We start from the raw sequence: 21336 nt of genomic DNA on the forward strand, positions 1-21336 counted from the left end.
GCCTTTCACCGATCCTTCCAGAAGGCCAGCGCCGCGGCGGCGAACATGCCCGCCGCGGCAATGCCCGCCCTCTTGAACATCTGCGGCAGGTCGGCCGTGCACACCCGCGGGTCGGGCGGCAGCCCGTAGACCTCCGGCTCGTCAAGCAACAGGAAGATCGAGCCGGTGCCACCCACGCCGTCGCGCTCGTTGGCGCCGTAGAGGCGCGCCTCCGTCTGGCCCTGGGCGTGCAGCCGCGCGACCCGTTCCCGGGCCGTGGCCACCAGGTCGTCGTGGTCACCGAACTTGATCGACGTCGTCGGGCAGGTCTTGGCGCAGGCCGGAATCTGGTCTTCGACGAGCCGGTCGTAACAGAGGGTGCACTTCTGGGCCACCCCGGTCACGGGTTTCTCGGCCGGACGATCGGGGCGCTGCGCCGGCGTGGTGTAGGTGCCGTCGCTGCGACGCTCCACCACGCCGAACGGGCAACCCGCGACGCAGGTGCCGCACCCGTTGCAGACGTCGTCCTGCACGACGACGGTGCCGAATTCGGTGCGGAACAGCGCGCCCGTCGGGCAGACGTCAAGGCAGCCGGCGTGCGTGCAGTGCTTGCACACGTCCGACGACATCAGCCAGCGGAATTCCGGAGTGTCCGGCGGCGTGAGGTCCGGCGCCGGCGCGGCACCGGGGAGCGCCGGCATGCCCAAATCGGTTAGGGCGCGGCCGGATTCGCGTGCCTCCTCGATCCGGTCGCGGCCCTGCTCGACGAAGGCGACGTGGCGCCAGGTGCTGGCGCCCAGCGCTCCGGTGTTGTCGTAGGACGAACCCAGCAGCTCCAGGTCGCCGTCGCGCGGGTTGCGGTTCCACTCCTTGCAGGCGACCTCGCAGGCCTTGCAGCCGATGCAGATCGAGGTGTCGGTGAAGAATCCCTTGCGCGGCTTGGGTTCGACCCAACCGGCGTCCCGCGTCGGGTCGGTCGGTCCGCTTAGCTTACCCATCGGCTTGCCCCTCCCAGACGCCGTCGCTGATCCGCACGTTGCCCGTCTCGGTGGTGGCACCCGCGCGGGACTGATATTCGGCGATCAGGCGCAACAGGTCTTCGCCCTGCGGCCGCCGCCCGGGGCGGATGTCGCACGAGCCGGCCTTCGATTCCTGGATCTGCACGTTGGGGTCGAGCGTGATGCCGAGCAGGTCGTTGGCGGCGTCCCCGCTGACCACGGCGTCGCCGCCGACGCCCCAGTGGTACGGCAGCCCGATCTGGTGCACGGTGTGGCCGTTGATCACCAGCGGTGCAACGCGTTTGGTGACCAACACCCTGGCCTCGATGGCCGCGCGCGGCGAGATGATCGTCGCCCACCCGTAGGGCTCAAGACCGCGCTCGGCCGCCAGCTCCGGCGAAACCTCGCAGAACATCTCCGGCTGCAGCTCCGACAGGTAGGGCAGCCACCGGCTCATCCCGCCGGCGGTGTGATGCTCGGTGAGCCGGTAGGTGGTGAACACGTACGGATACACGTCGGCCCCGGGCTCGCCGGCGCTGGGTGCGCTGAGATTGTCCTTGCGTGGGAAGGTGATTCGCCCCGGATTGCGCTGCTGCGGGTACAACGCGTTCGCGACGGGCGACTCCTGCGGTTCGTAATGCGTGGGCAGTGGCCCGTCGACCACACCCTTCGGCGCGAACAACCAGCCCTTGCCGTCGGCCTGCATGATGAACGGGTCGTCGCCGGCCAACGCGTCCGGGCCGCCGATGTCCGGGTCCGGCCGGACGTGCGGGGCGCGGTCGACGGGAAAGTCGGGCACGTCGTCGCCCACCCAGCGGGCGCGCTGCTCGTCCCACCAGATGTAGCGCTTGCGCTCGCTCCACGGCTTACCGTCCGGGTCGGCCGACGCCCGGTTGTACAGGATCCGCCGGTCGGCGGGCCACGCCCAACCCCACTCCGACTGGCTCGGGCTCGGACCGCCCAGTGGCGCTCGGCGTGCGGCCTGGTTGACACCCTCGGCGTACACGCCCGAGTAGATCCAGCACCCGCACGATGTCGATCCGTCGGCACCCAGCTCGGTGTATCCCGGCACTGGCTGGCCGGCTTTGGGGCCGGTGAGGTAGCAGCCGCTGATCTCGGCCAGCACCGCGGTGGCGTCGGGTTCGCCGTGCTCGTCGGTGGGATAGTCCCAGGTCAGATCGAGCAGTGGCCGGTCGCGCTCGTCGGTGGACCCGGCCAGCCGCTGGCGGATTCGATTGCCCAGCTCGACGAAGAACTGCAGTTCGCTCTGGCAGTCGCCGGGTGGATCGACCGCCTTGTGCCGCCACTGGACGAGGCGTTGGGTCTGGGTGAAGGAGCCGGCCTTCTCGACGTGCGTCGCGGCCGGGAAGAAGAACACCTCGGTCTCGATCTCTTCGGTCTTCAGCTCGCCGGAGGCGATCTCCGGTCCGTCCTTCCAGAAGGTGGCCGACTCGATGAGGTTGAGATCGCGTACCACCAACCATTTCAGGTGCGACATGCCCATGCGCTGCATCCGGCCGTGGGCCGACCCGACGGCAGGGTTCTGGCCGAGCAGGAAGTATCCGTCGACATCGCCCTCGAGCATCGACATGACCGTCTGATAGGTGCCGTGCGGCCCGGACAGTCGCGGCAGATAGTCGTAAGCCCAGTCGTTGTCCGCACGGGCGGCGTCACCCCACCATGCCTTGAGCAGGCTGACCATGTAAGTGTCGGCGTCGGCCCAGAAGCCTTTCTGGTTCTTCGGCCCGACGGCCTTCATGTAGTCGCGGAAGGTGTCGTGGACGCCGGCCTTGGGCATCGACAGGTAGCCGGGCAGCAGGTTGAACAGCGTGGGGATGTCGGTGGACCCTTGGATCGTGGCGTGCCCGCGCAGCGCCATGATGCCGCCGCCCGGGCGGCCGACGTTGCCCAGCAGTAGCTGCAGAATCGTTGCGGTGCGGATGAATTGGGCACCCAGGGTGTGCTGCGTCCAGCCGACGGCATAGGCGAAACAGGTGGTGCGCTCGCGGCCGGAGTTCTCCGTGACAGCTCTCGCCAGGTAATCGAAGTCCTCGAGGCTGATACCGCAGACGTCGCGCACCATCTCGGGCGTGTAGCGGGCGTAGTGCCGCTTGACAATCTGGAACACCGTTCGGGGATGCTGCAGGGTCTCGTCGCGAACCACGCGAGCGTGCGGCAAGGGTGGACCACCGCTGCCGTGCGCATCGCCGGCGGCTCGGGCGGAGGCGCTGGCGCCGCGCTCCTGGCGGCGCTCGTCCTCTTCCTGTCCGGCGTACGCCCAGGTCGATGAGTCGTACTGTCCGGTCTCGGGGTCGTAACCGGAGAACAGGCCACCCAAATCCTCTGTGTCGCGGTAATTCTCGTTTATCAAGGTGGCCGCGTTGGTGTAAGCCAGGACGTACTCGGAGAACCACAGCTCGCGAGAGATGACGTAATTGATCAGGGCGCCGAGCAGCACCACGTCCGAGCCGGCCCTGATCGGGATCTGCTTGTCCGAGACCGCCGAAGTGCGGGTGAAGCGCGGATCGACGTGAATCACCTTGGCGCCCCGCGCTTTCGCTTCCTCGACCCATTGGAAGCCGACGGGATGACACTCGGCCATGTTGGAGCCCTGGATGACGATGCAGTCGGCGTTGGCCATGTCTTGCAGTGTTTGGGTGGCGCCACCGCGCCCGAAGGAGGCCCCCAGACCGGGAACCGTGGAGCTGTGTCAAATACGGGCTTGATTCTCGATCTGGATGGCGCCGGCGGCGGTGAAGAGCTTCTTGATGACGTAATTCTCTTCGTTGTCCAGTGTGGCGCCCCCGAGTGCGGCGATCTTCATGGTGCGCCGCAACGGATGGCCCTTCTGGTCGATGTCCTGCCAGGCGTGGCGGCGGGCTTCGACGAAGCGGTCGGCCACCATGTCGATGGCGGTGTCCAGCTCGAGGGGCTGCCATTCGGTCGCCCGCGGCGGGCGGTAGAGCACCCGCAGCTGCCGGCCCGGCGAGTTGACCAGCTGTTCGCTGGCAGCGCCCTTGGGGCACAAGCGGCCTCGCGAGATCGGCGAGTCCGGGTCACCCTCGATCTGGACCACGCGCTCGTCCTTGACATACACCTTCTGCCCGCAGCCGACGGCGCAGTAGGGACAGATGCTCTGGACCACGCGGTCGGCCGTCGTCGTGCGCGGCGTGACGGCGCGGGTCCGTTTCGAGGTGACGGCCGACCCACGGCCGAGCTTGTCCGGTGAACGCAGCTGACGCACGACGGGCCACTCAAGGAAGAGCTTGCGCATAGCCATGGCCTCTACCTTAGTGTGCGCGCCCGAAACTCCGCCCGCGTCGGAACCCCTCAATGGACGACGATCGTGTGCTCGCCCCGCGGCACCAGCTCACCGATCACGGTCGCGCCCGGGATCTCGCCGGCGATCAGCAGCCCGCCCGAGGTCTGGGCGTCGGCGAGCAGCAGGGCGTCCTCCTCGCCGACGCCGGACAGGTCGACGTGCGGGGCCACCCAGTCGAGGTTGCGCCGCGTGCCCCCGCTGACGTAGCCGGCCACCAGCGCCTCCCGCGCGCCGTCCAGGTAGGGCACCGCCGCGGCGTCGACGATCGCCGTCACGCCGCTGGCGCGGGCGAGCTTGTGCAGGTGCCCGAGCAGCCCGAATCCCGTTATGTCCGTGGCGCATTCGACCCCGGCCGCCAGCGCCGCGGCGGACGCGTCGGCGTTCAAGGTGGTCATCGCGTCGATCGCCTGCTCGAAGCGCTCCCCGGTGGCCTTGTGCCTGCTGTTCAGGACGCCCACCCCGAGCGGCTTGGTCAGCGACAGCGGCGTCCCGGGTTTGCCGGAGTCGTTGCGCAGCAACCGGTTCGGGTCCGCGATCCCGGTGACGGCCAGGCCGTATTTTGGCTCCGGGTCGTCGACGCTGTGCCCGCCGGCGAGGTGGCAGCCGGCCAGCCCGCAGACGTCCAGGCCGCCGCGCAGCGTCTCGGCCGCCAGCTCGAACGGCAGTACGTCGCGCGGCCAGCCCAGCAGGTTGACCGCCACCACGGGACGCCCGCCCATCGCGTAGACGTCGGAGAGCGCGTTGGTGGCGGCGATGCGTCCCCAGTCGTAGGCGTCGTCCACCACGGGCGTGAAGAAGTCGGTCGTCGCGATCAGCGCCGTGCCGCCCTCGAGGCGCACCACGCACGCGTCGTCGCCGTGGTCCAGGCCGACCAGCAACTCGCCGACCGGGTCGCGCGGCGCGCTCGCCCCCACTCCGCGGACGATGTCCTCCAGCTCACCGGGCGGGATCTTGCACGCGCACCCGCCGCCGTGGGCGTACTGCGTCAGTCGATAGGCCACGCGTCCATACTTGTCCCTATGGTCCGAGGAGGCGTGTCCGGTCTGGTGACCGGCGCGGTCTTCAAAACCGTCGAACGGCAGACGCTGCCGCTGGCGGGTTCGATTCCCGTCCGCCTCCGCCATACTTCGTCGAGCCCGGCATGAGCGACCCGCGCCGGCGGGTGCCGGGCACCGACACCCTGCTCGCCGACCCTCGCCTGGTCGAAGCCCAGCGGGTGCTGGGCCGAGCGCTGGTCAAATCGGTGGTCGCCGAGGCGCAGCAGCGGGCCCGCGCCGGGGAGATCGACCCCGAGAGCGTCGCCGAGCACGCCGTCGCCGCCCTTCCGGCCACCGCGTCGAGCCTGCGTCCCGTCATCAACGCCACCGGCGTGGTGGTGCACACCAACCTGGGCCGGGCGCCGCTGTCGCGGGCCGCCGTAGACGCGGTGGTCGCCGCGGCCGGGACCACGGACGTCGAGCTGGACCTCGCGACGGGCCGCCGCGGCCGCCGGGGCCGGGCCGCCCTGGCCGCGCTGTCGCGGGCGGTGCCCACCGCCGGCGCCGTGCACGTCGTCAACAACAACGCCGCCGCCCTGCTGCTGACGGCCCTGACGCTGGCCCCGGGGAAGGAGATCGTGCTCAGCCGCGGCGAGCTGGTCGAGATCGGCGACGGGTTCCGCATCCCCGAGCTGCTGGCCTCCGCCGGATCGCGGCTGCGCGAGGTCGGCACCACCAACCGCACCAGCCTTCGCGACTACGCCGAGGCGATCGGGCCGCAGACCGGCTTCGTCCTGAAGGTGCACCCGTCCAACTTCCACGTCACCGGGTTCACGTCGGCGGTCGGCGTCGCGGAGTTGGCGAAGCTGGGTGTGCCCGTGGTGGTCGACATCGGTTCCGGGCTGCTGTCTCCGCACCCGGTGCTGCCCGACGAGCCCGACGCCACGTCGACGCTGCGCGACGGCGCGGACCTGGTCACCGCGAGCGGCGACAAACTGCTCGGCGGCCCGCAGGCCGGCCTGCTGCTGGGCGACGCCGAACTCATCGAGCGGCTGCGCCGCCACCCGGCGGCACGCGCGCTGCGCGTCGACAAACTCACCCTCGCCGCGCTGGAAGCCACCCTGACGGGCCCGCCGCCGCCGGTGGCCGAGGCGTTGGTCGCCGACCTGAACGGGTTGCGAGCGCGCGCCGCCGCGCTGGCCGCCGCGCTGCCGGGCGCCGAGGCGGTGGATTGTGTCGCGGCCGTCGGCGGGGGCGGCGCCCCGGACGTGCGGCTGCCGAGCGCCGCCGTGAGCCTGCCCGAGTCCTACGCCGCCGCCCTGCGCGCCGCCAGCCCGCCCGTCGTCGGGCGGCTGGAGGCGGGCCGCTGCCTGCTCGACCTGCGCACGGTGGCGCCGGAGGACGACGAGCGGCTGGCGGCGGCGGTGCGGGCATGTTCGTCCTAGCCACCGCCGGGCACGTCGACCACGGCAAGTCGACCCTGCTGCACCGGCTCACCGGCATGTGGCCCGACCGGCTGGCGGAGGAGCGCCGCCGCGGCCTGACGATCGACCTCGGCTTCGCGTGGACGGAGATCGGCGGCCGGCAGCTGGCTTTCGTCGACGTGCCCGGCCACGAACGGTTCGTGGCGAACATGCTCGCCGGCGTCGGCGCGGTCCCGGCGGTCCTGTTCGTCGTCGCCGCCACCGAGGGCTGGATGCCGCAGTCCGACGAGCACCTCGCGGCGCTGGACGCCCTCGGGGTCCGCCACGCGCTGCTGGTGATCAGCAAGGCCGACCTCGCCGACCCGGGACCGGCGATCGAGCAGGCCCGCGAACGGTTCGCGGCCACGTCGCTCGCCGACGCCCCCGTCGCGATCGGCACCGACCTCGACCGGGTGCGCGCCGAGCTGCTGGCGCTGACCGACCGGCTGCCGGTCCCGGACCCCGCCGCCGACGTGCGGCTGTGGGTGGACCGCAGCTTCACCGTCCGGGGCGCGGGCACCGTCGTAACCGGCACCCTGGCCGCGGGCACGGTACGGGTGGGCGACGAGCTGGAGCACGCCGGCCGGCGCGTGACGGTCCGCGGGGTGCAATCGCTGGGCCGCGACCAGGCGGCGGTCGGCCCGGTGGCGCGCGTCGCGCTGAACCTGCGGGGGGTCGACCGCCAGCACATCGGCCGCGGCGACACCGTCCGGACGCCGGGTGTGTGGCTGGATACGGCGGAGGTCGACGTCGCGCTGCGGTCGCCGGGGGCGCTGCACCGGCAGCTGGTCCTGCACCTCGGGTCGGCGGCCGTGCCGGTGCAGGTCCGTCCGCTCGGGGCGGCCGCGGCCCGGCTGCGGCTACCGAGGCCCCTGCCGCTGCGCGTCGGGGACGTCGGGCTGCTGCGCGACCCCGGCGAGCACCGGATCGCCGCCGGCATCGAAGTGCTCGACGTCCGGCCGCCGGCGCTGCGCCGCCGGGGCGCCGCGCGCGAGCGGGCCGCGGAGCTGGCGACCGGCGCAACTCGGCCGCCCGCCTGCGCGCGGGCGGCCGAGTTGCGGGCGATGGGCCTGCCGCTCGCCGGCCAGCGGGTGGGCGACTGGGTGGTGGATCCCGAATGGTGGGCCGGGCGGCGCGAGCGCGCGACCGCGGCGGTGCGGCTCTGGGCGGACGACCACGACGTCGCGGCGGGGATGCCGCTGGAGACGCTGCGGCAGCGGGCCGGGCTGCCCGCCGCCGAATTGTTGCCGAAGCTGCTCGAGGGCACCGGGCTTCAGGTGGCCGACGGGATGGTTCGTTCGCCGGGCGCCGGCCTGCCGGCCCGCGTCGACAAGGCCGTGCGCACCGTCGAGGAGTGGCTGGCCGCCGAGCCCTTTCGGGCGCCGGAGGCCGACGAACTGGCCGAGCTCAAGCTCGGTCCCCGGGAGCTGGCGGCGGCGGTGCGCGCCGGGCGGCTGGCCCGGATCGCCGACGGCGTCGTGCTCGGGGCCGGCGCCTTGGAGCGGGCGGCCGTCGTCCTCGCGGGGCTACCGCAGCCGTTCACCGTCAGCGACGCGCGCCGCGCGCTCGGCACCACCCGCCGGGTCGCGATCCCGCTGCTGGAGCAGCTCGACGCCCGGCGGGTGACCAGGCGAGCCCCGGACGGCACCCGGGTCGTGCTGGCTACAGCCGCTCCTTGACCGCCGCCGACAATCGGGCTCCGTCGGCCTTGCCGGCCGCGATCGCGGTGGCCGCCTTCATCACCAAGCCCATCTGCTTCATGCTCGGGCGCTCGCCGATCTCCTCGGCGACCTGGGCGATCGCGGTGTCGGCGACGTCGGCCAGTTCCGCTTCGGTGAGCGGCGTGGGCAGATATTCGTCGATGATCCGGGCTTCGGCGTGCTCGTTGGCGGCGAGCTCCCCGCGGCCGTTCTGCGTGTAGATCTCCGCCGATTCGGCACGTTTGCGGGACTCCCGCGCCAGCACCTTGATCACTTCGTCGTCGGAGAGGTCCCTGGCCTGTTTGCCGGAGACTTCCTCGGTTTGGATCGCGGCGAGCAGTAAGCGCAGCGTCGCCGTGCGCAGCTTGTCCTTGCTCTTCATCGCGTCGGTCAGGTCGGCCCGCAGCCTGGATTTGAGTTCGGCCATGCCAGAGACGCTACGCGCCGACCACCCGGCCACAATTGAGAAATGCCCGGACCACCGACAGGATGGAGCCCATGACGAACGACGGGCCCGCCCGCAAACAACGCGGAACACGGTGACCGCGCCGCCCCCTGGCTATCCGGTTGGCCCGCCACCGGCTTACGGCCCCCCACCCGGCTACGGCCCCCCACCCGGCTACGGCCCCCCACCCGGCTACGGCCCCCCGCCCGGCTACGGCCCGCCACCCGGCTACGGCCCGCCACCGGGCTACGGTCCGCCGCCGGGATACGGGCCACCGCCCGGGTCGCAATACGGCCCGCCGCAACTTGCTCCCGGCGCGGCCAAGCCCGGCATCATCCCGCTGCGGCCGCTGACCCTGGGCGACATCTTCAACGGCGCGGTCGGCTACGTCCGGGCCAATCCGAAAGCGACGCTGGGGCTGACCGCCATCGTCGTGGTGGCGATTCAGATCATCACCAAGGCCGCCTTCTTCGGACCGTTGGCGGCCTACGGCAAGCTGACGACCGATCGGGCCGATCAGCTGACCACCGGCGTCATCGGCGCGTGGTTGACGTCGGTGGGTGCGGGCGCGGTGGTGGCCTGGCTGGGCGGCATGTTGCTGTCCGGGATGCTCACCGTCATCGTCGGGCGCGCGGTGTTCGGCACGCCGATCACCATGGGGGAAACCTGGGCCAAGATCCGTGGCCGGCTGCTGCCCCTGCTCGGTCTTGCGGCGCTGGAGGGGGCCGCGCTGGCGGTCATCGCCGGCCTGGTGGCGGTGATCATCGGGGTGCTGGCGGCCATTGGCCGCGCCGCGGCGGTGGTGGTCTTGGGTCTGCCGCTGACGCTGGCCGTCATCGCGTTGCTGGTGTACCTGTACACCGTGGTCTCGTTCGCGCCCGTGCTGATCGTGCTGGAGCGGCTGCCCGTCCTGGACGCCATCACCCGATCCTTCAGGCTGGTCCGCAACGGCTTCTGGCGGGTGCTCGGCATCCGGCTGCTCACCTTCCTGGTGACCTCCGTCGTCGGCGGGGCGGTCGCGGTGCCGTTCAACATCGTCAGCCAGTTCTTCATGATCACCTCGTCCACCGCCGCCTTCCTGGTGAGCACCGCGATCGCTTCGGTGGGCGGCGCGATCGGCGAGATCATCACCGCCCCGTTCAACGCCGGGGTCATCGCGCTGCTGTACACGGATCGCCGGATGCGGGCCGAGGCATTCGATCTGGTGCTGCAGACCGGCGCCGCCGGCGGGCCGTACGCCGGCGCCTCCACCGACAACCTCTGGCTGACCCGGCCGGTCTGAGGATAGCCAGTGCCCTCCATCGACATCGACCGCGATGCCGCGCATCAGGCCGCCCAGGACGAGCTGAACAAGCCGATGTATTCCAAGGGCTCGGCCGGACATCAGATGGCCGAATGGATCAACGAGCTCATCTACCGGCTGCTGCAGAAGACCGCCTCCTTCCCCGGCGGGTGGCTCACGGCCATGGTGCTTTTCATCATGCTGGCGATCGCATTGGCGGTCGCCATCCATGTCGCGCGGCGCACCATGCGCACCAACCGCGGCGGCGACTATCAGTTGTTCGAAGCCGCGCAGCTCACGGCGGCCCAGCATCGTGCGACGGCCGAAGACTATGCGGCGCAAGGAGAATGGGCCGCGGCGATTAGGCACCGGCTGCGAGCGGTCGCCCGCCAGCTCGAGGAGACCGGCGTGTTGAACCCGGCTCCCGGCCGAACCGCCAACGAACTGGCCGTCGACGCCGGTGCCGCGCTACCCCATCTCTCAGGCGAATTAGCCCAAGCCGCAACGGCGTTCAACGACGTGACCTACGGTGAGCAACCCGGAACCCAGAGCGCATACCAGATGATCGCCGATCTCGACGACCACCTGCGCTCCCGCTCTGCGGCCGTTCCCGTGGGGCCGGGGCGACCCGCCGCGGCCGACTCGTGGGCGCAGGTGCGGTGATGGCAACCACCACGCGCCCCCATCCAGCGAGCCCGACGGCGTTGCAGCGCTGGCGATCCTGGCGCTGGGTGATCCTAACCCTGATCGTGCTCGCCGTCATCGCCGGCGTCGATGCCTATCTGACCGCGCCGCGTCCCGGAGCGCGGATGGATCCGGCGTCGACGGAACCCGACGGCGCCCACGCGCTGGTGGCGCTACTGCGCGGCGGCGGGGTCGACGTCGTTGTCGCCGACAGCATTGCCGATGTCGAACGGGCGGCGCGTCCCGACGCACTGATCCTGGTGGCGCAAAGCCAATACCTGACCGAGTCGCTCCTGGACCGGCTCTCCAGGGCGCCCGGGGATCTGCTGCTGGTGGAACCGACCTCCCGAACCCGCGAGGCGCTGATGCCCGGCCTGCGCGTCTCGGCGGCCGACACCTTCGACACCGACCCCGATTGCACGCTGCGCGAGGCGACCCGCGCCGGGCCGGTGCGATTCGGCCCCAGCGACACCTACCGCGCCACCGACGACCGACCGCTAACCCGTTGCTACGGCGGCGCGCTCGTCCGCTTCCGGGACGGCGGGCGGACCGTCACCGCGGTCGGCAGCACCGACTTCCTGACCAACGGCGCCCTGTTGCAGGCGGGCAACGCCGCCCTGGCGATGAACCTCGCGGGCGCCCGGCCCCGGCTCGTCTGGTACGCGCCCCACCGGATCGAGGGCGAAGCGCCGCCGCCCGGCTCGATCGCGGACCTGGTCCCGCAGAGCGTGACGTGGATCGTCTGGCAACTGTGCCTCGTCGTGCTGCTGGTCGCCCTGTGGCGCGGCCGGCGGCCCGGCCCGCTGGTCGCCGAGGAACTGCCCGTCGTGGTGCGCGCGTCGGAGACCGTCGAGGGCCGCGGCCGGCTCTACCGGTCCCGCCGGGCGCGCGACCGCGCCGCGGCGGCGCTGCGCACCGCCACACTGCAGCGGCTGCTGCCCCGGCTCGGTCTGAACACCGGCGCGTCGGCGCCCGCGGTGGCGGGCGCGGTGGCCGCCCGCAGCGGGGCGGATCCGGCGTTCGTGTCCTACCAACTATTCGGTCCGCCCCCGGCGACCGACAACGACCTGTTACAACTTGCCCGTGCGCTCGACGACATCGAAAGGCAGGTCACACGGACGTGACGCAGACCCCCTCCCCCGCGGAGACCACCCCCACCGCTGAGTCGGCACGAGACGCCCTGCTGGCGCTGCGCGGCGAGCTCGCCAAGGCCGTCGTCGGACAGGAAGGGGTGGTCAGCGGCCTGGTGATCGCGCTGCTGTGTCGCGGACACGTGCTGCTGGAAGGCGTTCCGGGCGTGGCCAAGACGCTGCTGGTGCGGGCGCTGGCGGCCGCACTGCAGCTGGAGTTCAAGCGGGTGCAGTTCACCCCCGACCTGATGCCCGGCGACGTCACCGGCTCGCTGGTGTACGACGCGCGCACCGCCGCGTTCGAGTTCCGGCCCGGCCCGGTGTTCACCAATCTGCTGCTGGCCGACGAGATCAACCGCACCCCGCCGAAAACGCAGGCCGCGCTGCTCGAGGCCATGGAGGAGCGCCAGGTCAGCGTGGAAGGCGTGGCCCGGCCCCTGCCCGACCCGTTCATCGTCGCCGCGACCCAGAACCCCGTCGAATACGAGGGCACCTATCAGCTGCCCGAAGCGCAGCTGGATCGTTTCCTGCTGAAACTGAATGTGACTCTGCCGCCGCGGGATTCGGAGATCGCCATCCTCAGCCGGCACGCCCACGGCTTCGATCCGCGCGACCTGTCGGCCATCAAGCCGGTGGCCGGGCCGGCGGAACTGGCGGCCGGGCGCGACGCCGTGCGGCACGTGCTGGTCGCCGACGAGGTGCTGGGCTACATCGTCGACATCGTCGGGGCCACCCGTTCGTCGCCCGCCCTGCAGTTGGGCGTCTCGCCGCGTGGGGCGACGGCGTTGCTCGGCACGGCCCGTTCCTGGGCCTGGCTGTCCGGCCGCAACTACGTCACCCCCGACGACGTGAAGGCCATGGCCCGTTCGACGCTGCGGCACCGCGTGATGCTGCGCCCCGAGGCCGAACTCGAAGGGGCCACCCCCGACGGTGTCCTCGACGGCATCCTGGCCTCGGTCCCGGTGCCCCGCTAGTGGTCCTGACCGGACGCACTGGGCTGGTCGCGCTGACGTGCGTCCTGCCCATCGCGCTTTCCCCTTGGCCGGCAAGGACTTTCGGCGTCCTACTGGTCGCGCTCTTGAGCGTGGTGGCTGTGGACATCGCGCTGGCGGCCAGTCCCCGCAAGCTGCGCTACATCCGGTCGCCGGATCGCTCCGCCCGGCTCGCTCAGCAGGTCGACGTCGGGCTGCTGATCCACAACGACGGCCGGCGGCGGTTGCGCGGCCAGGTTCGCGACGCCTGGCCGCCCAGCGCGGGCGCGCGACCCCGCATCCATCCCGTCAGCATCCCCGCCGGACAGCACCAACACGTCCAGTCCCAACTGCGGCCCGTCCGCCGCGGCGAGCAGCGCGCGGCGGTGGTCACCGCCCGCTCCATCGGCCCGCTCGGGCTGGCGGGACGTCAGGGGTCGCAAGCGGTGCCGGGCCTGCTTCGGGTGCTGCCGCCCTTCCTGTCCCGCAAGCACCTGCCGGCGCGGCTGGCCAAACTCCGGGAGATCGACGGGCTGCTGCCGACGCTGATCCGCGGGCAGGGGACCGAATTCGACTCGCTGCGCGAGTATGTCGTCGGTGACGACGTGCGGTCGATCGACTGGCGCGCCACCGCGCGGCGAGCCGACGTCGTCGTCCGCACCTGGCGTCCCGAACGCGACCGGCGCGTGGTGATCGTGCTGGACACCGGGCGCACCGCGGCGGGCCGGGTGGGCGTCGACCCGACGGCCGCCGACCCCGCGGGCTGGCCCCGGCTGGACTGGTCGATGGATGCCGCGCTGCTGCTGGCGGCGCTCGCGTCGCGGGCCGGCGACCACGTCGACTTCCTCGCCCACGACCGGGTCACCCGGGCCGGCGTTTTCGGGGCGTCGCGCACCGAGCTGCTCGCGCACCTCGTGGAGGCGATGGCCCCCCTGCAACCGGCCCTGCTCGAACCCGATTGGACCGCAATGGTTTCCGCCATCGCGCGGCGTGCCCGCCGGCGCTCTCTTGTGGTGCTGCTGACCGACCTCAACGCGACCGCCCTCGACGAGGGCCTGCTGCCGGTGCTGCCGCAGTTATCGGCGAAACACCACCTGCTTGTTGCGGCCGTCGCGGACCCGCGTGTCGACCAAATGGCCGCCGGGCGTTCGGATCCCGCCGCCGTCTACGACGCGGCGGCCGCCGAGCGATCGCGCAATGACCGCCGCGCGATCGCCACGCGGCTACGCCGCAGCGGGGTGGAGGTGGTCGACGCCCCGCCCGCCGAGCTGTCGCCCGCCCTGGCCGACCGCTACCTGGCGATGAAGGCCACCGGCCGGCTTTAGCCCGCAATCGGCTTTAGCCGGTGGGGACCACGTCGGGCGCGTCCTCGATGTCACCGGTCTCACCGGCCCGCGTGGCGCGGCGACCGAAGTACACGATGTAGGCGAGGAACGCCGCCTCGGCGATGACCCCGATGCCGACCCGAACGAAAGTCGGCAGCGGCGACGGCGTGACCAGCGCCTCGATCAGCCCCGAGACCAACAGCACGCCGGCCAGCCCGATGGCGACCGAGACGACGGCGCGGCCCTGTTCGGCGAGCACCTGCCCGCGTGGCCGGTCGCCGGGCGCGATCACCGACCACCCCAGCCGCATGCCGGCGGCCCCCGCCAGGAACACCGCCGTGAGCTCCAGCAGCCCGTGCGGTATCAGCAGCCCCAGCAGCAGGCCGCCCTTGCCGGCCTGAAACATCAGCCCGGAGATCAAGCCCAGGTTCGCGGCGTTCTGGAAGAGCACGAACGGAATCGGCAGTCCCAGTAGAACCGACGACGCGATGCACTGCGCCGATACCCAGGAGTTGTTGACCCAGATCTGCAGGGCGAATGCGGCCGCGGGATGTTCGCTGTAGTAGGCGGCGATGTCGTGGTTGACCAATTGTTCGATGTCACTGGGGGTTCCAGCGGCCGACTGCACCTCCGGATTGCCGGCCACCCAGAAACCGATGACCACGGCCACGGCGTAGAACGCCACCGCGGTGCCCAGCCACCACCGCCACGACCGGTAGGCGACCACCGGAAAGGACACCGTCCAAAACCGCACGAAGGTACTGCTCAACGGCGCATGAGCACCGGTCACCACGGAGCGGGCGCGCGCGACCAGGCTCGAGAGCCGACCGATCAACAGCGAGTCCGACGACGCGGAGCGCAACGTCGACAGGTGGGTGGACACCCGCTGGTACAGCTCCACCAGTTCGTCGACCTCGGCGCCCGTCAGCGACCGACGTTTCCCGACCAGCCGGTCCAGGCGGTCCCAGGTGCCGCGATGGGCCAGCACGAATGCGTCGACGTCCACCCTGCGCAGCCTAATCGCCCTGTACCGTTCGGTGTTATGTCGGAGGTGGTGACCGGCGACGCGGTCGTGCTCGACGTGCAAATCGCCCAGTTGCCGGTGCGGGCGTTGAGCGCACTGATCGATATCGCCGTGATGGTCGTCTGCTATCTGCTCGGACTGATGTTGTGGGCCGCCACGCTGACCCAGTACGACTCCGCGTTGAGCACCGCCGTGCTGCTCATTTTCACGGTGCTGGTGCTCGTCGGCTATCCGGTGACGCTCGAAACGGCAACGCGCGGGCGCTCGGTCGGCAAGATCGCGCTGGGCCTGCGCGTGGTGTCCGACGACGGCGGCCCAGAACGGTTCCGGCAGGCCCTGTTTCGGGCCTTGGCCGCGGTGGTGGAGATCTGGATGCTGTTCGGGAGTCCGGCGGTCATCTGCAGCATCCTGTCGCCGAAGGCCAAGCGGATCGGCGATATCTTTGCCGGCACGGTGGTGGTGAACGAACGCGGGCCCCGGCTGGGTCCGCCGCCGGTGATGCCGCCTTCGCTGGCCTGGTGGGCATCGTCGCTGCAACTGTCCGGCCTGTCTCCCGGCCAGGCCGAGGTTGCCCGCCAATTTCTTTCGCGTGCAACGCAACTCGACCGCCAGCTACGCCTCCAGATGGCATACCGCATCGCCGGCGACGTGGTGTCCCGCATCGCGCCGCCGCCCCCACCCGGCGCCCCGCCGGAGCTGGTGCTCGCCGCCGTGCTCGCCGAACGGCACCGCCGCGAATTGGCCCGGCTGCGTCCGGCAATGCCGCAGCCGGCCCCCGCGCCGTGGCCATCCTGGCCGCCGGCGCCACCCCAACAGCCGCCGGCGCCACGCCAACAGGCCGTCCCGCGGCCGGACCCGGGTGCGTCGCAGCAGGCCCCATCGAATCCCGCCCCGGGCGGTTTCTCGCCGCCGAGCTGACGGTTGCGCTAGCCGGAGACGCTCGCCGCCATGAGCAGGACGTCGACGATCAGCAGCGCCCAACCGAACAGGGGAACCGCGACGCCGCCGCGAAGCTTGGCGGTGAACAGGGAGATGACGATCACCACGACGGCGACCGCGGGGGCCCCGTAGAAGGCGACCCCGAAATTGATTCCCCCGTGGCCCAGGTTGGGGCAACTGCGGTCGGCGCACCCGTCGGTGCTCATCACCGCGCCCAGCGCGAAAAGCATCACGATGGCGGCAGCGGGCACCGTGGCCAGCGCCAGCGCCCAGTTGACCCACGGCCACACGTTGCGGCTGCCACTTCTGGGACCGCTGCCGCCCTGCGCGGGGCCGGTCGCGCCGGAGGTTCCGCCGCCTACCGCGAGGTTGGAGTCGTCAGCGTTCATCCCAGAGTTCCTACCCGCCGCCTGTCACGCGCAAACCGGACTGGGCACGCCGGTGCGGCCGCCGAACCGCAGGTCATGGGGGTTCACACCGCCCGTTCGGCCGCACCCGTTGCATCGCGATCGTTTCCGATATATCGTGATACTTCGTAGCGCACGGACGGTGCGCGACTCCCGAGAACGTAAGGACTACAACCATGAGCAACCCATTCACGCCACCCAGCGGACCGTTCGCCGGTCAAGGCTTCGGCTTCGGCGCCGGCCCGGTGCAACGGCGCGCCCTGCACGGCGCCAGGCGCCAGGCCCGGCGCGATTTCTTCGAACACCTCCGCGACCACGCGGGGGACCAGGGGTTCAACCCCGGCTTCGGCCCCGGGTTCGGCCCGGGTTTCGGCCCCGGATTCGGTCCGGGTTTCGGTTTCGGCCCGGGCGGCCGGCGCGGCGGATGGCGGCGCGGCGGCCCCGGTCGCGGCAAGCGCGGTGATGTCCGCGCCGCCATCCTGGCGCTGCTCGCCGAGCGGCCGATGCACGGCTACGAGATGATCCAGCAGATCGCCGAACGCAGTAATGGGCTCTGGAAGCCCAGCCCCGGTTCGGTCTACCCGACACTGCAGTTGCTGACCGACGAGGGCCTGATCACCGCGAGCGAGAGCGAGGGCAGCAAAAAGCTGTTCGAGCTGACCGACGAGGGCCGCGCGGCGGCCGAGAAGGTCGAGACCCCGCCGTGGGACGAGATCGCCGAAGGGGCCGACCCGGGTCACATGAACCTGCGGGCGGCCATCGGCCAACTGTTCGGCGCGGTCGCGCAGTCCGCGCACACCGCCACCGCCGAGCAGCAGCAGCGCATCGTCGAGATCCTCAACAACGCGCGACGCGAGGTCTACGGCATCCTGGGCGAAGACTGAGCCCAGGCCACACAGCGGACCCTGGATCAGGTTACGTCGACCCAGCCCAGGGTCCGCTGCACCGCCTTGCGCCAACCCTCGTAGCCGGCGGCGCGCTGTTCGTCGCTCCAGGCCGGCGTCCACCGCTTGTCCTCATGCCAATTCGCCCGCAGGTCGGACGGATCGGCCCAGAAGCCCACCGCCAGACCCGCCGCGTACGCCGCGCCGAGCGCGGTCGTCTCGGCGACCACCGGCCGCACCACGTCGACCCCCAGGACGTCGGCCTGAATCTGCATGCAGAGGTCGTTGGCGGTGATCCCGCCGTCCACCTTCAACACCTCAAGGCGCACACCGGAATCCGCCGCCATCGCGTCCACCACGTCGCGGCTTTGGTAGCAGATCGCCTCCAGCGTCGCGCGGGCGAGGTGTGCGTTGGTGTTGAACCGCGACAGCCCCACGATCGCGCCGCGGGCGTCGGATCGCCAATAGGGCGCGAACAGCCCGGAGAATGCCGGGACGAAGTACACCCCGCCGTTGTCGGCGACCTGACGCGCCAATGACTCGCTTTGCGCGGCGCCGCTGATGATGCCCAACTGGTCGCGCAGCCACTGCACAGCGGCCCCGGTGACCGCGATCGAACCCTCAAGCGCGTAAACGGGTTTGGCGTCGCCGAACTGGTAGCAGACGGTGGTCAGCAGCCCGTTGTTCGATCGCACGATCGTCTCGCCGGTGTTGAGCAGCAAGAAGTTTCCGGTGCCGTAGGTGTTTTTCGCCTCGCCCTCCGATAGGCACACCTGGCCCACCATCGCCGCGTGCTGGTCGCCGAGGACCCCGGTGATTGGCACCTCGCCACCGACCGGCCCGGTTTGTGCGGAGACGCCGTACGGCCGAGGCGACGACGACGGCGCGATCGCGGGCAGCATCGCTCGCGGGATGGCGAAGAACGACAGCAGCTCGTCGTCCCAGTCGAGGGTTTCGAGGTCCATCAGCATGGTCCGGCTGGCGTTGGTCACGTCGGTTACGTGCACGCCGCCGCGCGGGCCGCCGGTCAGATTCCACAGCACCCAGGTGTCCGGGGTGCCGAACAGGGCGTCGCCGCTTTCGGCGGCCGCCCGCACCCCGTCGACGTTCTCCAGGATCCACTGCAATTTGCCGCCGGAGAAGTAGGTCGCCGGCGGCAGGCCCGCCCTGCGGCGGATCACGTCTCCGCGGCCGTCGCGCTCCAGCGCCGACGCGATGCGGTCGGTGCGGGTGTCCTGCCAGACGATGGCGTTGTAATAGGGCCGCCCGGTGCGCCGATTCCATACCAGCGTGGTTTCGCGTTGGTTTGTGATGCCAAGCGCGGCAATGTCTTTGGCGGTCAAGTTGGCGCGGTTCAGCACCGACATCAGCACCGAGGAGGTGCGCTCCCAGATTTCGACCGGGTCGTGCTCGACCCAGCCCGCGCGGGGCAGGATCTGTTCGTGCTCGAGCTGATGGCGGGCCACCTCGGCACCGTCGTGGTCGAAGATCATGCAACGCGTGCTGGTGGTTCCCTGGTCGATGGCGGCGACGAACTCGGGCACGTCAGGAGTTCATCATGGTCTGCCCGTCTCGACAAGCTCGCCACCTAGCTTGCGTTACCGACGGCTACCCTGTTGCATCGGCGGTGTGGGCGAAGAGGTCAAGCGCACCACGTACAACAGCGCGCATCGGCGGGAATACCGGCGCAAGCTCCAGTTGTGCCTGGACGCCTTCGCGGCGATGCTGGCACAGTCGCGCTTTGACTCCGACCAGCCGCTCACCGGCATGGAGATCGAGTGCAACCTGGTCGACGCCGATTACCAGCCGGCGATGTCGAACCGCGACGTGCTGGACGCCATCGGGGACCCGGCGTTTCAGCCGGAATTGGGCGCGTACAACATCGAATTCAACGTGCCGCCCCACGCCCTGCCCGGGCATACCGCGCTGGACCTGGAAGGCGAGGTGCGGGCCAGCCTGAACGACGCCGAGACCAAGGCCGGCCTGGGCGGGGCGCACATCGTGATGATCGGAATCCTGCCGACGCTGATGCCCGAACACCTGGCCACCGGCTGGATGAGCGACTCGCGGCGGTACGCCGCGCTCAACGACTCGATCTTCACCGCCCGCGGCGAGGACATCCCGATCGACATCTCCGGCCCCGAACCGCTGAGCTGGCAGGCCGTGTCGATAGCACCCGAATCCGCCTGCACCAGCATCCAATTGCACCTGCAGGTCGCGCCGGAGACGTTCGCCGCCAACTGGAACGCGGCCCAGGCGGTGGCCGGGCCGCAGCTGGCGCTGGGCGCCAATTCGCCGTACTTCTTCGGCCACCAGCTATGGTCCGAGACGCGCATCGAGCTGTTCACGCAGTCCACCGACACCCGGCCCGAGGAGCTGAAGTCCCAGGGCGTGCGGCCGCGGGTGTGGTTCGGCGAAAGGTGGATCTCCTCGGTGCTCGACCTGTACCAGGAGAACATCCGCTACTTCCCGCCCCTGCTGCCCGAGGTGTCCGACGAGGACCCGCTCGCCGAGCTGGCCGCCGGGCGGGCACCTCGGCTGTCCGAGATGCGGCTGCACAGCGGCACCGTGTACCGGTGGAACCGGCCGGTCTACGACGTGGTCGACGGGCGCCCGCACCTGCGGCTGGAGAATCGGGTCTTGCCGGCCGGCCCGACCGTGGTGGACATGCTGGCGAATTCGGCCTTCTTCTACGGCCTGTTACGCAGGCTTTCGGAGGACCACGATCCGGTCTGGGCGAGCATGGATTTCGCTGCGGCGCAAGCGAATTTCCTCGAGGCCGCGCGCAACGGCATCGACGCCCGGTTGCACTGGCCGGGTTTGGGCGACGTGCGGGCCACCACGCTGGTCCTCGACACGCTACTGCCGATCGCCGACGAGGGACTGCAACGCTGGGGCGTGGACGCGGAGGTGCGGGACCGATTCCTGGGGGTCATCGAGGGCCGCGCGAAGACGGGCCGCAACGGCGCCAGCTGGCAGGTGTCGACCGTGCGCGCGCTGGAAGACACCGGAATGCCCCGGCCCGCGGCACTGGCCGAGATGCTGCGCAGGTACTGCGAGCACATGCACGCCAACGAACCGGTGCACACCTGGGAGTCGTGACGGCGGGGTACGTTGAAAGCCATGCCGGGTGATCAGGTCATGGACTGGGACAGCGCATACCGCGAACAGGCGCACTTCCAGGGCCCGCCGCCGTGGAACATCGGTGAGCCGCAACCGGAACTGGCCGCATTGGCCGCGGCCGGCAAGTTCCGCAGTGATGTGCTGGACGCCGGCTGTGGGGTCGCCGAGCTGTCGTTGGCGCTGGCCGCGCAGGGCTACACCGTGGTCGGTGTCGACCTGACGCCGACCGCCGTCGCGGCGGCCACCAAGGCCGCCCAGGAGCGGGGCCTGACCACCGCCAGCTTCGTGCAGGCGGACATCACCTCGTTCAGCGGTTATGACGGCCGGTTCTCCACGATCGTCGATTCCACGCTGTTTCATTCATTGCCCGTCGAGGGCCGCGACGGCTACCTGAGCTCGATCCACCGCGCGGCCGCGCCGGGGGCCGGCCTCTTCGTCCTGGTCTTCGCCAAGGGCGCCTTCCCCGCCGAGATGGAACCGAAGCCCAACGAAGTCGACGAAGACGAACTACGCGCCGCGGTGAGCAAGTACTGGGAGGTCGACGAGATCCGCCCGGCCTTCATCCTGTCGAATGTCGTCGAGATTCCCGATGCGCCCTTCGAATTCCCGCCGCACGAACGCGACGAGAAGGGCCGGATCAAGATGCCCGCCTACCTGCTGACCGCGCACAAGGCGGGCTAATC

Annotated in this window: 18 protein-coding genes and 1 tRNA gene; 12 read left to right on the forward strand and 7 right to left on the reverse strand. The window is 70.9% G+C overall.

The annotated features are described in order from the left end of the window. Positions 1-5: 5 nt before the first annotated feature. Genes BRW65_RS04290 through selD form a run of 3 tightly spaced genes read right to left on the reverse strand, consistent with a single transcriptional unit; the run spans position 6 to position 5300 of the window. The gene (locus BRW65_RS04290) at positions 6-977 is read right to left on the reverse strand and encodes a 4Fe-4S dicluster domain-containing protein (RefSeq protein ID WP_073871612.1); all 972 of its coding nucleotides are present in this window, start codon (positions 975-977) and stop codon (positions 6-8) included. Next, positions 970-4257: a formate dehydrogenase gene (gene fdh, locus BRW65_RS04295; protein WP_208611748.1), complete on the reverse strand. Its 3288-nt coding sequence runs from the start codon at positions 4255-4257 to the stop codon at positions 970-972. The genes BRW65_RS04290 and fdh overlap by 8 nt, the downstream gene beginning before the upstream one ends. Positions 4258-4307: 50 nt before the next feature. Continuing rightward, positions 4308-5300 (reverse strand): selenide, water dikinase SelD, encoded by a 993-nt coding sequence (selD, locus tag BRW65_RS04305; protein ID WP_073871621.1) that lies wholly within the window; start codon positions 5298-5300, stop codon positions 4308-4310. 27 nt (positions 5301-5327) lie between these two features. Between selD and BRW65_RS04310 the strand changes: the two genes are divergently transcribed. The 3 genes from BRW65_RS04310 to BRW65_RS04320 all read left to right on the forward strand — a co-directional run bounded on the left by BRW65_RS04310 (position 5328) and on the right by BRW65_RS04320 (position 8418). Further along, positions 5328-5422, forward strand: a tRNA-Sec gene (locus tag BRW65_RS04310). An 18-nt stretch (positions 5423-5440) separates the two neighbouring features. Further along, a complete protein-coding gene (gene selA, locus BRW65_RS04315; protein ID WP_073871624.1) occupies positions 5441-6721 on the forward strand; it encodes an L-seryl-tRNA(Sec) selenium transferase in 1281 nt (426 codons plus the stop codon). Then, complete coding sequence (locus BRW65_RS04320) at positions 6709-8418, forward strand: SelB C-terminal domain-containing protein (protein WP_073871627.1); 1710 nt, start codon at positions 6709-6711, stop codon at positions 8416-8418. The genes selA and BRW65_RS04320 overlap by 13 nt, the downstream gene beginning before the upstream one ends. Here the strand turns inward: BRW65_RS04320 and BRW65_RS04325 are convergent. After that, a complete protein-coding gene (locus tag BRW65_RS04325) occupies positions 8402-8866 on the reverse strand; it encodes a GatB/YqeY domain-containing protein (protein ID WP_067270850.1) in 465 nt (154 codons plus the stop codon). The genes BRW65_RS04320 and BRW65_RS04325 overlap by 17 nt on opposite strands. Here BRW65_RS04325 and BRW65_RS04330 point away from each other — a divergent pair. From BRW65_RS04330 to BRW65_RS04350, 5 genes are read left to right on the forward strand one after another with little or no spacing between them, the layout of a single operon-like run. Then, positions 8865-10166, forward strand: coding sequence for a hypothetical protein (locus tag BRW65_RS04330; RefSeq protein WP_208611749.1), 1302 nt, complete (start codon positions 8865-8867; stop codon positions 10164-10166). The genes BRW65_RS04325 and BRW65_RS04330 overlap by 2 nt on opposite strands. Positions 10167-10175: 9 nt before the next feature. Further along, positions 10176-10829, forward strand: a complete 654-nt coding sequence (locus tag BRW65_RS04335; RefSeq protein ID WP_073871632.1) for a DUF4129 domain-containing protein — start codon at positions 10176-10178, stop codon at positions 10827-10829. After that, positions 10829-11974: a DUF4350 domain-containing protein gene (locus tag BRW65_RS04340; RefSeq protein ID WP_073871782.1), complete on the forward strand. Its 1146-nt coding sequence runs from the start codon at positions 10829-10831 to the stop codon at positions 11972-11974. The genes BRW65_RS04335 and BRW65_RS04340 overlap by 1 nt, the downstream gene beginning before the upstream one ends. After that, positions 11971-12954 carry an AAA family ATPase gene (locus BRW65_RS04345; RefSeq protein ID WP_073871635.1) on the forward strand — a complete coding sequence of 328 codons (984 nt, stop codon included), beginning with the start codon at positions 11971-11973 and terminating at the stop codon, positions 12952-12954. The genes BRW65_RS04340 and BRW65_RS04345 overlap by 4 nt, the downstream gene beginning before the upstream one ends. Continuing rightward, positions 12954-14276, forward strand: coding sequence for a DUF58 domain-containing protein (locus BRW65_RS04350; RefSeq protein WP_073871638.1), 1323 nt, complete (start codon positions 12954-12956; stop codon positions 14274-14276). Before BRW65_RS04345 ends, BRW65_RS04350 begins: the two co-directional genes overlap by 1 nt. 13 nt (positions 14277-14289) lie before the next feature. On the opposite strand, the gene BRW65_RS04355 is transcribed toward BRW65_RS04350, so the two are convergent. Continuing rightward, positions 14290-15282 carry a stage II sporulation protein M gene (locus BRW65_RS04355; RefSeq protein ID WP_073871641.1) on the reverse strand — a complete coding sequence of 331 codons (993 nt, stop codon included), beginning with the start codon at positions 15280-15282 and terminating at the stop codon, positions 14290-14292. Positions 15283-15318: 36 nt separating this feature from the next. Between BRW65_RS04355 and BRW65_RS04360 the strand changes: the two genes are divergently transcribed. Further along, complete coding sequence (locus BRW65_RS04360; protein WP_073871643.1) at positions 15319-16218, forward strand: RDD family protein; 900 nt, start codon at positions 15319-15321, stop codon at positions 16216-16218. Positions 16219-16226: 8 nt separating this feature from the next. Here the strand turns inward: BRW65_RS04360 and BRW65_RS04365 are convergent, their stop codons facing one another. Then, on the reverse strand, positions 16227-16628 hold the full coding sequence (locus BRW65_RS04365) for a hypothetical protein (RefSeq protein WP_073871645.1): 402 nt from the start codon (positions 16626-16628) through the stop codon (positions 16227-16229). 194 nt (positions 16629-16822) lie between these two features. Here BRW65_RS04365 and BRW65_RS04370 point away from each other — a divergent pair, with 194 nt between their 5' ends. After that, complete coding sequence (locus tag BRW65_RS04370) at positions 16823-17530, forward strand: PadR family transcriptional regulator (protein ID WP_073871648.1); 708 nt, start codon at positions 16823-16825, stop codon at positions 17528-17530. A 26-nt stretch (positions 17531-17556) separates the two neighbouring features. Here BRW65_RS04370 and glpK read toward each other — a convergent pair whose 3' ends face one another. Then, the gene (gene glpK / locus BRW65_RS04375; protein WP_244167983.1) at positions 17557-19023 is read right to left on the reverse strand and encodes a glycerol kinase GlpK; all 1467 of its coding nucleotides are present in this window, start codon (positions 19021-19023) and stop codon (positions 17557-17559) included. Positions 19024-19159: 136 nt separating this feature from the next. On the opposite strand from glpK, the gene BRW65_RS04380 reads away from it, so the two are divergent. Next, entirely contained in the window at positions 19160-20632 is a 1473-nt protein-coding gene (locus tag BRW65_RS04380; protein ID WP_073871654.1) for a glutamate--cysteine ligase, read from the forward strand. A gap of 21 nt (positions 20633-20653) precedes the next feature. Further along, on the forward strand, positions 20654-21334 hold the full coding sequence (locus BRW65_RS04385) for a class I SAM-dependent methyltransferase (protein ID WP_073871657.1): 681 nt from the start codon (positions 20654-20656) through the stop codon (positions 21332-21334). The last annotated feature ends 2 nt before the right edge of the window (positions 21335-21336 follow it).

Origin of the sequence: Mycobacterium paraffinicum, from assembly GCF_001907675.1 — a bacterium.
GTDB lineage: Bacteria > Actinomycetota > Actinomycetes > Mycobacteriales > Mycobacteriaceae > Mycobacterium > Mycobacterium paraffinicum_A.

Excerpts from the sequence above, each read along its gene's own strand:
- BRW65_RS04290 (WP_073871612.1), bottom strand. The coding sequence starts at position 977 with ATGGGTAAGCTAAGCGGACCGACCGACCCGACGCGGGACGCCGGTTGG.
- selA (WP_073871624.1), top strand. The coding sequence starts at position 5,441 with ATGAGCGACCCGCGCCGGCGGGTGCCGGGCACCGACACCCTGCTCGCC.
- BRW65_RS04320 (WP_073871627.1), top strand. The coding sequence starts at position 6,709 with ATGTTCGTCCTAGCCACCGCCGGGCACGTCGACCACGGCAAGTCGACC.
- BRW65_RS04330 (WP_208611749.1), top strand. The coding sequence starts at position 8,865 with ATGCCAGAGACGCTACGCGCCGACCACCCGGCCACAATTGAGAAATGC.
- BRW65_RS04325 (WP_067270850.1), bottom strand. The coding sequence starts at position 8,866 with ATGGCCGAACTCAAATCCAGGCTGCGGGCCGACCTGACCGACGCGATG.
- BRW65_RS04340 (WP_073871782.1), top strand. The coding sequence starts at position 10,829 with ATGGCAACCACCACGCGCCCCCATCCAGCGAGCCCGACGGCGTTGCAG.
- BRW65_RS04360 (WP_073871643.1), top strand. The coding sequence starts at position 15,319 with ATGTCGGAGGTGGTGACCGGCGACGCGGTCGTGCTCGACGTGCAAATC.
- BRW65_RS04365 (WP_073871645.1), bottom strand. The coding sequence starts at position 16,628 with ATGAACGCTGACGACTCCAACCTCGCGGTAGGCGGCGGAACCTCCGGC.
- BRW65_RS04370 (WP_073871648.1), top strand. The coding sequence starts at position 16,823 with ATGAGCAACCCATTCACGCCACCCAGCGGACCGTTCGCCGGTCAAGGC.
- glpK (WP_244167983.1), bottom strand. The coding sequence starts at position 19,023 with ATGATCTTCGACCACGACGGTGCCGAGGTGGCCCGCCATCAGCTCGAG.
- BRW65_RS04385 (WP_073871657.1), top strand. The coding sequence starts at position 20,654 with ATGCCGGGTGATCAGGTCATGGACTGGGACAGCGCATACCGCGAACAG.